General features: G+C 58.8%; 13 protein-coding genes. 8 read left to right on the top strand and 5 right to left on the bottom strand.

The window, feature by feature from the left end; all coding sequences use genetic code 11:
- Positions 1-66: 66 nt before the first annotated feature.
- Positions 67-939 carry a pentapeptide repeat-containing protein gene (locus NFJ07_RS22520; RefSeq protein ID WP_269997963.1) on the top strand — a complete coding sequence of 291 codons (873 nt, stop codon included), beginning with the start codon at positions 67-69 and terminating at the stop codon, positions 937-939.
- 104 nt (positions 940-1043) lie between these two features.
- Positions 1044-1595: a GNAT family N-acetyltransferase gene (locus NFJ07_RS22515; protein ID WP_269997962.1), complete on the top strand. Its 552-nt coding sequence runs from the start codon at positions 1044-1046 to the stop codon at positions 1593-1595.
- Positions 1596-1624: 29 nt separating this feature from the next.
- Here the strand turns inward: NFJ07_RS22515 and NFJ07_RS22510 are convergent, their stop codons facing one another.
- Positions 1625-2122 (bottom strand): hypothetical protein, encoded by a 498-nt coding sequence (locus tag NFJ07_RS22510; protein WP_269997961.1) that lies wholly within the window; start codon positions 2120-2122, stop codon positions 1625-1627.
- Between the two features lie 346 nt (positions 2123-2468).
- Between NFJ07_RS22510 and NFJ07_RS22505 the strand changes: the two genes are divergently transcribed.
- From NFJ07_RS22505 to NFJ07_RS22495, 3 genes are all read left to right on the top strand, one after another.
- A complete protein-coding gene (locus tag NFJ07_RS22505; RefSeq protein ID WP_269997960.1) occupies positions 2469-3545 on the top strand; it encodes a hypothetical protein in 1077 nt (358 codons plus the stop codon).
- A 5-nt stretch (positions 3546-3550) separates the two neighbouring features.
- Positions 3551-4669: a hypothetical protein gene (locus tag NFJ07_RS22500; protein WP_269997959.1), complete on the top strand. Its 1119-nt coding sequence runs from the start codon at positions 3551-3553 to the stop codon at positions 4667-4669.
- A 135-nt stretch (positions 4670-4804) separates the two neighbouring features.
- Positions 4805-5062, top strand: a complete 258-nt coding sequence (locus NFJ07_RS22495) for an aldo/keto reductase (protein WP_269997957.1) — start codon at positions 4805-4807, stop codon at positions 5060-5062.
- Here NFJ07_RS22495 and NFJ07_RS22490 read toward each other — a convergent pair.
- Positions 5048-5983 (bottom strand): 2-hydroxyacid dehydrogenase, encoded by a 936-nt coding sequence (locus tag NFJ07_RS22490; RefSeq protein ID WP_269997955.1) that lies wholly within the window; start codon positions 5981-5983, stop codon positions 5048-5050. The genes NFJ07_RS22495 and NFJ07_RS22490 overlap by 15 nt on opposite strands.
- A gap of 183 nt (positions 5984-6166) precedes the next feature.
- Between NFJ07_RS22490 and NFJ07_RS22485 the strand changes: the two genes are divergently transcribed.
- From NFJ07_RS22485 to NFJ07_RS22475, 3 genes are all read left to right on the top strand, one after another.
- A complete protein-coding gene (locus NFJ07_RS22485) occupies positions 6167-6457 on the top strand; it encodes a hypothetical protein (RefSeq protein WP_269997953.1) in 291 nt (96 codons plus the stop codon).
- A gap of 412 nt (positions 6458-6869) precedes the next feature.
- The gene (locus tag NFJ07_RS22480; protein ID WP_269997951.1) at positions 6870-7082 is read left to right on the top strand and encodes a hypothetical protein; all 213 of its coding nucleotides are present in this window, start codon (positions 6870-6872) and stop codon (positions 7080-7082) included.
- A gap of 127 nt (positions 7083-7209) precedes the next feature.
- Positions 7210-8184, top strand: coding sequence for an aldo/keto reductase (locus tag NFJ07_RS22475; RefSeq protein ID WP_269997949.1), 975 nt, complete (start codon positions 7210-7212; stop codon positions 8182-8184).
- A 518-nt stretch (positions 8185-8702) separates the two neighbouring features.
- Here NFJ07_RS22475 and NFJ07_RS22470 read toward each other — a convergent pair.
- From NFJ07_RS22470 to NFJ07_RS22460, 3 genes are all read right to left on the bottom strand, one after another.
- Positions 8703-9806, bottom strand: coding sequence for an ABC transporter substrate-binding protein (locus tag NFJ07_RS22470; RefSeq protein ID WP_269997948.1), 1104 nt, complete (start codon positions 9804-9806; stop codon positions 8703-8705).
- Between the two features lie 66 nt (positions 9807-9872).
- The gene (locus NFJ07_RS22465) at positions 9873-10745 is read right to left on the bottom strand and encodes an ABC transporter permease (RefSeq protein WP_269997947.1); all 873 of its coding nucleotides are present in this window, start codon (positions 10743-10745) and stop codon (positions 9873-9875) included.
- On the bottom strand, positions 10742-11599 hold the full coding sequence (locus tag NFJ07_RS22460) for an ABC transporter ATP-binding protein (protein ID WP_269997945.1): 858 nt from the start codon (positions 11597-11599) through the stop codon (positions 10742-10744). The genes NFJ07_RS22465 and NFJ07_RS22460 overlap by 4 nt, the downstream gene beginning before the upstream one ends.
- Between the last annotated feature and the right edge of the window lie 190 nt (positions 11600-11789).

The raw sequence follows: 11789 nt of genomic DNA, 5'->3' as shown, positions 1-11789 counted from the left end.
CAGGGGAATTCCATATGGATTTCCCCTGCTCCCGGCCCAATACCGAACTCACCACTGGAAGATCACATGCAAACAACATCAACGAACTCCGCCGAGCCCTCTTCGCCTGCCCTCGATCGGCAATCCCTGCGCCCTGACTGCGGAAAATGCTTTGCCCTCTGCTGCACAGCCTTCGGATTCGCACGTTCTGCGGATTTTGCCCTCGATAAACCGCCAGGCTCTCCATGCCAAAACCTTGCACCTGATTTCTCCTGCACAATCCATGACAGCCTGCGCCCGAGGGGCTTTCGTGGGTGCACGGTCTTTGACTGCTTCGGGGCCGGCCAAAACCTATCCCAGGGTTTGTTCGCCGGAAAGAGCTGGCTCGAGAACCCTGAGACAAAAGACGAGATGTTTTCCGCATTCAAAGCCGCCCGGCAGCTTCATGAGATGCTCTGGTACCTGGCCGAGGCACAAACCCGAACTTTCGATCCCGATACCTCGCGTCGTGCGGTTCAACTCAGGAACAGAATCGAACATGCAGTCTGCGGAGAGCTGCCGGAGCTGCTTTCGCTGGATATTCAAGATCTTCACTCCCAGGTGAGGTCAACGCTCATGGATGTCAGCGCGGAAGTACGGGCCTCCTACTTTGCGGCCGGTGATGACCATCTGGAATCCGCGCTGAAGCCGGGAGCGGATCTGATGGGCAAGAGTCTCAGGTCCCGCCAGTTGTGCGGGGCAGACCTCCGAGGGGCCTATCTCATTGGGGCGGATCTGCGGGGCAGTGACTTTTCGGGGGTGGATCTGCTCGGCGCGGATTTCAGGGATGCACGGCTTGAACGCGCTGATCTGTCCAAGGCTTTGTATCTGACCCAACCGCAGCTCAACGCCGCGAGGGGCAGCCGTGCAACTCTTTTGCCCTCGGATCTCAAAATGCCCTCGCACTGGCACAACGGATGACCACCCACCGCGTGGTGATAGCGGTTAGTTCGTACAGTCCAGACTGGCGGTCGGCCGGCCGCAATCGGATCGGTCAACCAACATCGGCGTGTGAGGATAGAGCAATGCAGACGACGATCCGGGTTGTCAGGCACACCCATCTTCCTCCTAGGACGATTGAGAGCGTTAGGTCCCTCTTCGACGCTGAATATTACGAGAAGTTCGGCCCGTGGGACCCTGACTGTCCCTACGGGTATTCCCCTGCCGATGTTCATGTCATCGCCACCAATGGTCTGGGCATCGTTGGCCACGTCGGATTCCAGAGGAGGCTGATCGACGTCGGCACGGTTGAGGTCCCGGTGGGCGGCACCGGAGGGGTACTTGTAGCGCCTCAAGCGCGAGGAGCAGGACTCGGCGCCCTGCTGATGAGCCGCGTCCGGGAGGCTATGCACACGGCTGGCGTGGATTTCGGCTACCTCGGCTGCCGTGAAGACGTGGCACCGTTCTATACGTCTTGCGGGTGGCACCGGATCAGGGCGCGAGAACGGTGTTTTTCAAGACTGGACGGAACCACTATCATCGAATCCGTGGATGCCCCGATCCTGATCTGCGCCGCCACTAAGACCGCCGAGTCGTGGCCCGCCGGACCGATCGATCTTCGGGGAACCCCTTGGTAGAACACCTAGGAATCGGCGTCCAGTTCCCGTCAGGACTTTCCGGGCTGCCGTTGGCCCAGCAACACGGATGCTGCGAACCCGGCGCCGAGGACAAGGACACACCCGAACCATCCGAGCACCAGATAAACCAGGATCATTGTGTCCGTGGCCTCGTAAGGGGCGAGCGACTGCCCGGCGACCACGACCTTTCCGGCCGCTGAGCGGGCAATGACTGCCATCCGCAGCCCGGGCTCCGGCTGCCACGTCACGGCATCCTCGCCTGAGCTCCGTGCCGTATCGAGCACACCGGATGGCACTGCCGGCAACACTCCGTGGAGAGTAGCCGTTCCGGTCTCTGGCTTGTCATCGGTGCCGTACACGATGACAAATACCCCGCTATCGGGGGTCAACTCGACCTGCGGGACCGCCGGAACGAACGTACCGAGAAGCTGCGCCTGGGCCGCAGCCGCCGCCGCGGGCGCCACATTCGCGGACCTGCGGCCGGATTGCTGGAATGCGATGTAAAGGCTGCCGAATACGATTGTCACCACAGCTACTGCTGCCAGCCGATCAATTCCCTTCTCACACTTGATTGAATATCAACGAATGGCTTCATTGGTGAGTCCCTATTCCGAAGCTTTACTCGTCAAAAATGGTCACTTCCGAGGAAGGATTGGTGTTCCGGACTTGAACGCCGAATATGTGCGGGAGCAGCTACTGGAACAGCGACCCGTTCCTAACTGAGTTACCGGGTGGAGCTACTAGAATCACAATTAAGCTCGGCGAATACTTTCTGAAAGGGTTTGCGTGAAAATAATTTCAAGGCTGCGCGATAATCGAATCAATGCAATTAATGTGCTAGCCGAAATGAGCCTCTCCGAGTATTCTGACCTCGTGGCTAATAATCTCGGAAAGAATGAGTTTCAACGCCGTCGAGTAAGCTCATCGAAGACAGTCTACTCCCTCCTCAAAGACGACATGCGAAGAGGCTGCGTAATACCTCCTCTGGTACTGGCATTGACTGAGGCAGGGCAAGGCGTTACCGGTCTCGACGATATCGAGCTCGAAGCTCTGATCATAAATAATGCGTCCAGATTGGTAATCCTCGACGGACTCCAGAGAACCCATACAATCATTGATTTGCTTCAGGAGGTCGCCCGAGTACCGGACAACGGTGGCGAGTTCCCCGAAGAGGATACTCCCGTTAGGGTTGAAATATATTTGGGTCTCAATCGTTTAGGAATACTCTATCGAATGTTGACTCTAAACACGGGGCAGACGCCTATGTCTCTGCGACAGCAGATAGAAATGCTCTATTTGGATTATCAAGACCTTGATCCCGGTATTCAGCTTGTTAAGGAGGCGGATAATCGAATGGCCACAAAATTGCACGAATACAACTTCAAAGATGTGGTAGAGGGCTTTAATGCTTATCTGAATCGAGATGAGCTGCCCATCGACCGTGCCGGACTGCTTGAGAATATCCGTAGCTTGGAGAAGCTTTCCAAAGAGAATCAAGATTCTGACATATTTCGCAAGTACGTTACCACGTTAGATCGGTTTACCTCTCACGCCGTTAGCTTAGCGGGCGAGGCCCAACTTTCACCTGAGCAACTTGAGGACGTTAGCCCGTTTGGTAGGAACACTGCCCAGATTTTCAAGAAGCCGCAGGCAATGTCTGGACTCGGTTCAGCGCTAGGAAAACTGATTGACCGAGGAGTACTGGAAAGTCTCGATCATGCGACGAGGGTCATTCCAAAAATTCACCTAGACGATGGTGAGGACTTCCTTTTAGAAATCAACCGTTCTCTGACTTGGTTGAAAAATAACACAAGCAAGATTGGCAACGCGCAGCGCACATTCTTTACGTATTATTTTCGAGAAATTCTAAACCAAGATACTGACAGTTATCTGGATATGCGGGCGGCCGCGGAAAGCGCCCTTCGTAAGTATCAAGATCAGAACGTCTAATTATTGTGGCAGATCAGGGGAATAGTAAACTTCGTCCTTGGAGTGTCACTTTTGATGATAATGGTTTCTTTTTAGCAGATTTAGACGGGCGATCCGAGATAAGAGTTGAAACACCATTACCTCTCGATAATAGTTTTGAGGGGCGACCCTTCGAGGTCCACACGCTAGCTCTAAGGGGACTGGCCGAAAATTCAATTCTTGAAGTCCACTTATCTGGCTCAAGAATCGGTCTCATGGTCCCGGCAAACGCTTTAGTTTCAATTGAGCATGATTTTGCCTCGAAGAGTTTTTTTCATCAATGTGCATATTTGATTGTTAAGTTCGTCCTCGAAGAATCGATGATGGGAAGATCAAGGATAGTTGAGGCAATAGAGTCGAGGTCAACCCTCTTGTTAACGGATCTTTTCGATGAAAATGTCTGTTTTCTTCTGATCTCCTCTACCGAGATTGAGAACGTGCCGAACTTTAGCCTGAACCGAATACTTCCAAGCTTGGTTGCTTACGGGTTTGTCCCGGCCGAAACCTGTAGCCCGGCAGGGCTCGCGTGGAGGAGCGCGTTGCCTCAGGGCCAGAAGAAGCTCCACCTCTCATTGACTTCTGGCGATGTCGATAATCATGATATTGTCTCAAGACTCTGCGTTCTAGCAGCCATATCCGCGCCGTCGACGCTGATGCAATTTTTCTACTTCTATCAAATTATCGAACACCTCTTAGAGGGTGTATTGCGCCACAGGCTACCCATTTTCGCTAGGACGCTGATTGCAAATCTAGAGCAAGGAAGTGGGAATCTGCACGACGAGTTCCTGACCGTGCACGAGCAGATGCGTGAAAAGTTCAGGCTGAAGCTACTGGTTACTCAGTACTCTGACTGCACGACGAGTCTCGACGACCTGAGTCTTGCGTCGACGGAGTTCCTGAGATCTCTGCATCTGAAGGAGCAGTTGGGAATTGGAGCGGTCTATGCTGTGAGGAACTTCTTATTTCATCAGGCTCGGAACTTGCCCGCACAAGGCGACAGAACGCTGGACGAAGTCGTTGAGGCGTTTGCACAGTTCATCCCAGCTTTACTCGAGACTTACAACTTTCCAACTCTTGATTCGAGCGGATCGGAGCTTGGACAGTAGCCCCTAGGGATTCCAGGATAGTGATGCATCACAAGAGAACCTGGGACTGCGAGGCATGGGCCCTGCCGCTTGGCGACGTCTAGAAATCTGCACCGAACGCCTAGACCTACAGATGTCGGGGCGAACTTTTCTCCGTTGTCCTTCTCTGCCCTCGGCCTCGGTTGCATGGGCATGAGTGGGTTCTCCGGCGAGGGGGACGACCGCGAATCCCTTGCCACCATCAACGACTTCCTCGACGCCGGCGGCAGCCTCCTGGACACCGCCGATATGTCTAGGCCGTTCACCAACGAAAAGCTCGTGGGCAAGGCCATCGCGGCCGCCTGGGCGGGTATCAGCGGCAAGCCTGAATACCTAGGCTCCGCCTGCCCGCTCAGTCACCTATCCAGCCACTGATTCCTTACCCAGCACCACGTTCACCGGCTCCTCGCCAGCCTTCAGCAAGGAAATCTGCTTCGTGATCAGGCGGACCATCCGGGGGAACATCGCCGAGCTTGCCCCGCCCACATGAGGCGTGATCAATACACCAGGCACCGTCCACAAAGGATGGTCGGCCGGCAAAGGCTCCGGGTCAGTCACGTCCAAAGCAGCACGTAACCGACCCGAGGACGTCTCCCGCAGCAAGGCGTCCGTGTCCACCACCGGACCCCGCGCCACGTTTACCAACAAAGCGCCGTCCGGCATGGCCGCCAGAAACCGAGCGTCCACCAGTCCATGGGTGTGCTCGGACAGAGGTACGCTCACCACCACGATCTCGTTTAGTGGCAACTGTTCATACAGCGAGTCGATGCCGTAGATACGACCGTGTTCATCGTCCCGTTCTCGGCTTGCCATCCGCATCACCAGCGCTTCGAACGGCAGCAGCCTGGCTTCAATGGCCTTGCCTACTCCCCCGTAGCCAAGCAGGAGAACGCGCCGGTCCGCCAAGCTGGCGCGCTGGCTGTAGCCCCATGTTCCGGACGCCTGATTTCTAACAAACTCGGGAATCCCGCGCTGGCTGGCGATCATCATCCCCACGGCGAGTTCCGCCGTCGAGGTCTCATGGACTCCTGCCGCGTTGGCGAAAACGCAACCCGACGGCAAGACGTCAGCGACGCCGTCGTACCCTATCGATTGGCTCTGCACCAGCCGGACCGTCACGCGGTCCAGCGCCACGAGGGCATCCGGCCGGCCCATGTAGGGCGGCACCAGCAGGTCGAAGTGGTCCGCAGGCGCGGGCCCGATAAGGTCCCACACCACGAACTCGACGTCGGCGAAAGGTTCCATCGCATCCAGGAGTTTCTGATCGGGCAAGCACACCCGCAACCGGGCCGTCACCGCGCCACCACCAGATTGAATTTCGCAGCACGCAGCGCGGTTTCGCTCATTTCCCTGTTCCTGTTCCCTTTTGCCGGTCGATTTAGCCGGACGGCATGTCGTGTTCCAACACCCAATCTACTTTCCGCCGCAGTTCTGTGGCTCGTTCCAATCCGTGGCGGCGGAGATAATTGGATGGTGGATATGGGGAAATCTGGAAACGGGTTCGACTTTGATCCAGACGACAGGCCCGGCTCGTACCACAGGGCCGAGATCCCCAAACGCCAGTGGGTGGTGGCAGTGTCCGTCGCTATTCCGGCAATGGCGGCTGTGGCGTCCGTGCGCTCAATTCTTACCCTGCCACAAGAGGTTTTCTGGATCACAGCTTCGTCGGTTTTCCTGATGGCCTCACTTGCCGCCATCGTGTTTTGTTGGATGATCGGGATTGAGTCCATCGAATCAGCCAAGTACTTCGCTGAGCGCTTCGGCGGTTAGGACGCTTCGCCTGTGCGTCCATGTCTGGGACAAGGGGTGGGAACCCGACCTATAGTGTGGCATGACCGGGAAGCAACCGAGGATCAAGCGTCTGCTGGCGATCGGCCTTGGCTATGCCGTTAGCGCGGCTTTTGCTGCGATCATTCTGCTGTCGCTCGGCTGGGAAAAACCCAGCTCACTTCCCATATTCTTTATCACTTTGGTGGCCACGTGGATGGTTGGGTTACTGGGAGCCCGCGTGATTGACCGACTCAGGTTCAAGCTATGGCGACGGCGCGGGTGGACCGAGTTTTGGGTTCGTTCGCCAGAACCGTTACCCGGCGGCGTGGCCGATGGCTGGGTGCGGGGCCTGCTCTCCGTCCGCGCACCGCTTGTTGACTTCGTGGCAGATGAGTCTCGAGAAGGATCATGGGTGAGTCCTGCTACTTTCCTCGTGAACGGCCGGATCCCGTCGGACCGCAGGCACTTGAAGCTGTCGGATTTCGTGGCAGTCAACTTCGGCCCGGGTTTCCGAGTGGTGTCGCCCCTGACCACACGCGGACCCATCGATGTGGCCGGGTACCCCGAAGCGCTCGACAAACTCGATGCAGAACTGTTCGGCCAATCCGGAGTTAGCAGTCCGTAGCTTGCCCGCTCTCCCGTCGCCACGTTGTCCCTCCTCCACAGACGTGCCTATAGTGGCCCTACCCGCACCCCTCTCTGAGCATCGTCCTGCCATCCAGCACGTTCTGCCAGCTACAGGAGAGAACCCCATGGAAAACCGCACGCTTGGTTCATTGACCGTTTCTGCCCTCGGCCTCGGCTGCATGGGCATGAGTGAGTTCTACGGCGAAGGGGACGACCGCGAGTCCCTCGCCACCATCAACGCCTTCCTCGACGCCGGCGGCAGCCTGTTGGACACCGCCGACATGTACGGGCCCTTCACCAACGAAAAGCTCGTGGGCAAGGCCATCGCCGGCCGGCGTGACGACGTCGTTGTGGCCACGAAGTTCGGAAACGAACGGCGCGAGGACGGATCCTTCCTGCGCGTCAACGGCAAGCCCGAATACGTTCGCTCCGCCTGTGACGCCAGCCTGCAACGCCTCGGCGTCGACTACATCGACTTGTACTACCAGCACCGGGTGGACAAGACCGTCCCCATCGAAGACACCGTCGGCGCCATGGCCGAACTGGTCCAGGCCGGAAAGGTCCGGCATCTGGGACTGTCCGAAGCCGCACCGGACACCATCCGTCGGGCCCACGCCGTGCATCCGATCACGGCGCTGCAGACCGAGTACTCCCTCTGGGAACGGGAACCCGAAACGAAGGTCTTGCCCGTCCTGGCCGAGCTGGGCATTGGGTTCGTTCCGTACAGCCCCCTCGGCCGCGGCTTCCTGACCGGGCAGATCCGCAACGAGGACGACTTCGCGGAGAACGACTTCCGCCGCCACTCCCCTAGGTTCCAAGGCGAGAACTTCAAGCGCAACCTGGAACTCGTGGACCGGGTGAAAGAGCTCGCTGACCAGAAGCAATGCACCCCGGGGCAGCTGGCACTCGCTTGGCTGCTGGCGCAGGGCGAGCACATCGTCCCGATCCCCGGCACCAAAAAGCGCGAACGCCTGGCAGAGAACCTGGGGGCCACCGCCGTCGTACTCTCCGAAGAGGACCTGAAGCGCTTGGACGAGCTGGCCCCGGCAGGGTCGACCGCCGGAGCCCGCTACCCCAATATGGCCAGCATCGACACCTAAGGCCAGACGCCCACCTATCGGCTCTTCCGATCCCCCACTCAATTTAGAGAGCGCGACCACTCAATTGCGCCAGAAAGCACACTCAATTTAGAAGGCCCGGCCACCTTTCGTTGAAATCGCGTTCTAGACTGCTCACACGCCGGGTCGTTCAATTCCGGGCCGCCAGGTGCTCAATCTGATCAGCCTCCAGCCATAAGCCGGAGACCCGATCAGGGCTGATGGGGAGGTCTGCAAGATGACAGGTCGTGCTGTTGTATTTGCCGCAGTGGCAACGGGCTTACTTGTGTTCGTCGTTCCGTACGTTGTCTTTGCACTGTTCGGTGTTGCTCCCAACGGGGCCGAGACGTTGATCGTCGTCATTCTGCTCTGGATCACTGTCTGGACGGTCAGCAGAACAAGATTCAAGCGCAATACCCAACCGAGATGAAGATCGCCTGTCACCACAAACAAACAATCGGCCTGCGTGGATTACCACGCAGGCCGATCGTTTGGGGGGGGCTAGCTATAGAGGGAAGAGATTAGCCGTCGTTGCCGGCAGGGGTGCTAGTGGCGGTGTAGCCCTCCAGCTTGAGAGCGGCCTGGGCGTACTTCTGGGTGAACGTGTCGGCGATGTTGACCTTGGAGGTGTCAACGCCGATGGTCTTCTCCTCGTCGAAGATCGTCTTGGGGCCGCCCGCAGGCATGATGCCGTCCGGGAGGAACTGACCCTTGTCCTGGTTCAGCGCGGCGACGTACTGATCCTTGGAGATGGTGCTGTTCTGGACGAAGGACTGGGGCAGCTTGTCGGCGATGTCCTGAGCGGAGTGGGTGCTGATCCAGTGCATCGTGTCCACAAGGGCGTTGACGACCTTCTGGGCTGCGTCCTCGTGGGTCTTGACCCAGTCCGACTGGGCGAGAAGGCCGGCCGACGGCAGGGTGCCGCCAAGCGCTGCCTTGGCTCCGTCAGTCGTGGCGAGGTCGATCGCAGGAACGGCGAGGTTCTTGCTCTCAAGGGCGCCCACGGTCGGCTGGGTGGTCATGACGCAGTCAGCGGACCCGCGCTGGATGGCCGCGATTGCGGTTGCTCCGGCGCCGACGGCGATCGTGTGGTAATCGCTCTTCGCGAGGCCGGCCTTCGCAGCGATGAACTGGGTGAGCTCATCGGTTCCCGAGCCGAGGTCGGTGACGCCGACAGTCTTGCCCTTGAGGTCTGCGCCCGTTTTCACGTTTGCCTTGGGGCTGCACATGACGCGTTCTCCCGGTGCACTGGAGAGCTGCACGAGGTTGATGACGTTCTTGCCCTTGGACTGGAAATCAACGGTGTGGACATACCAGGCACCGGCCATGTCCACCTGGCCGGAGGCCATCGCGTCCTCGGCGCCGACGCCGCCCTGCTGCTCGGTGGAGAGCTCCACCTTAACTCCGTACTTCTCGTAGTATCCGAGCTGCTGTGCGAGCTGGTACGGCAGGTAGATCTGCTTGTCGATGCCGCCGACCATCATCTTGACGGTGGGCATATCGGCCGCTGCGGTAGAACCGCCGGCAGAAGCGGGGGTGCTGCTGCTGGCGCTGGTGCCACAGGCCGCGAGGCTGAGCGCGACGGCGCCGGCTGCGGCGACAGCATACATTTTGTGCTTCATCATTGGGGCACGCTTCCTTTTGTTATTCGTTGGATTTGTTGCAAATTGGTGGGTGATGGCCGGAAAGCTTTAGATGGCCTGGGCTTCGGAACGGCTCGGTGGCCGCCATTTCAGCAGCTTGTGCTCGAGGAGGGTGATGAGGGCTTCGGCGCCGAGGGTGATCGCGGCAATGATCACCATGCAGGCGAAGACAGTGTTGGGATCGAAGGTCCCCTGAGCCTGGCTGATGATCAGGCCGATGCCCTGTTGGGCACCGAGCACCTCGGCCACAAGGGCACCGATGATCGCGAAGCCGAACGCGGTGTGCAAGCTAGCGATGATCCAGGTCATCGCCGACGGGATGGTCACGTGGATCGCGACCTGAAGCGGTGACGCACCCAGCACCCGCACGTTTCCGACCAGGTTCTGGTCCACCTCACGGACGCCCTGGAAGGCGTTGAAGAAGACGACGAAGAAGACCAGCACGGCGGCGAGAAGCACCTTCGGGAAGACTCCCAGGCCGAACGCCACGATGAAGATGGAACCGAGCACGATTCGGGGAATCGAGTTCACGATCCGGATGTACGGACCGACGACTGCTGACAGGTACTTGTTCGAGCCCAAGAGGAGCCCCAGCACGACGCCGACGAACGTTCCGAGCAGGAAGCCCATGAACGCTTCCTGCACCGTGACCCAGAGGTTCTCCCAGATGGTGCCGAATGCCGTGCCCTCAGTGAAGAGGTGAATCAGGCTGTTCCAGATTTCCGTTGGCTGGCCGAAGAAGAATTTGTCCACCCAGCCCTCCGTCGTGAACCACTGCCATCCCCCGATCACGGCCACGGCGAGGATGGCCCGGCCGATCCAGATCCATGCGGTGCGGCGGTTCATGGTGCGCCGGGCGGCCACCTTGAGCTCGGCCGCTTGCTGTTGCGCGAAAGCACCGTTATGGGTTGCCGTTGTCATGCTGCTGCACCTGCCGATTTCTTGTAGGCCCGGGTGACCTCGTCTTTCAGGGATTCCCAGATCCGGCCCTGGAGCTCCAGGAAGCGCTCCTCGTGGCGGATCTGCTGGACATCACCGCGCGGCCTGGGCAGATCGATGTCGAAGACATCCTTGATAGTGCCGGGGCTGCTGGTCATGATGACTACCTTGTCGGCGAGCGCTACTGCCTCGTCGAGGTCGTGCGTGATGAAAAGGACAGAAGGGCGCAGTTCCTCCCAGAGCTGCAGCAGCTCGTTCTGCATGATGGCCTTGGTCTGCACGTCCAGCGCACCGAACGGCTCATCCATCAACAGGATCCGCGGGTTGTTGATCAGCGCCGCCGCCATGGCGACGCGCTTGCGCATGCCGCCGGACAACTGGTGCGGATAGCGGTCCTCGAAACCTGCCAGGCCAACTCGGCGCAGCCAGTCCCGGGCGAGCACAGTGGCCTCACGCTTGGGCATGCCGAGCAGGACGGGGCCGATCAGCACGTTGGCGAGGACGGTCTTCCACGGGAAGAGCGCGTCCGCCTGGAACATGTAGCTGACGCCCTTGGTGATGCCGTCGACGATCTGATCGTGGACGCTCACCGAGCCGGCGCTGGGCCGCTCCAGGCCGGAGACCTGAGCCAGCGTGGTGGACTTGCCGCAGCCCGTCGGTCCGACGATCGCGCAGAACTCGCCGGGTTCGACCCGAAGGTTCACGTCCTGAATGGCAGTGAATGTCTCGCCCTTGGGCGTGAGGTAACGCTTGGTCAAACCGACAATGTCGATACCCGCCGCAGCCTTTGCTCCCTCGGGGGCCGCGGGCGGCCGGTTGGGATGGTTAGCATCCATGTGCTAAGACCTCTCTGTCTTTCCGTTCGTGTAACCGCTGATCTCGAGACACTGCATTGGGGTGTGTCCTGGAATCGAGACGGTCGGTTGGAATCCCTTCATTGGGAGTCCTTCGATTTCGTGATGTGGATCACGGCAACTGTGTAAAGCTTAGAAAGTGATCATTCGCGCCAGAAGTCTTCAGTAAGTT

Source organism: Arthrobacter sp. B2a2-09 (assembly GCF_027587375.1).
In the GTDB taxonomy this organism is placed as follows: Bacteria; Actinomycetota; Actinomycetes; order Actinomycetales; family Micrococcaceae; genus Arthrobacter.
This window is presented reverse-complemented; position numbering and strand designations above follow the sequence as displayed.

Bases quoted from the DNA above. Each gene is read 5' to 3' on its own strand.
- NFJ07_RS22520 (WP_269997963.1), top strand. From the start codon at position 67: ATGCAAACAACATCAACGAACTCCGCCGAGCCCTCTTCGCCTGCCCTC.
- NFJ07_RS22515 (WP_269997962.1), top strand. From the start codon at position 1,044: ATGCAGACGACGATCCGGGTTGTCAGGCACACCCATCTTCCTCCTAGG.
- NFJ07_RS22485 (WP_269997953.1), top strand. From the start codon at position 6,167: ATGGGGAAATCTGGAAACGGGTTCGACTTTGATCCAGACGACAGGCCC.
- NFJ07_RS22475 (WP_269997949.1), top strand. From the start codon at position 7,210: ATGGAAAACCGCACGCTTGGTTCATTGACCGTTTCTGCCCTCGGCCTC.
- NFJ07_RS22470 (WP_269997948.1), bottom strand. From the start codon at position 9,806: ATGATGAAGCACAAAATGTATGCTGTCGCCGCAGCCGGCGCCGTCGCG.
- NFJ07_RS22465 (WP_269997947.1), bottom strand. From the start codon at position 10,745: ATGACAACGGCAACCCATAACGGTGCTTTCGCGCAACAGCAAGCGGCC.
- NFJ07_RS22460 (WP_269997945.1), bottom strand. From the start codon at position 11,599: ATGGATGCTAACCATCCCAACCGGCCGCCCGCGGCCCCCGAGGGAGCA.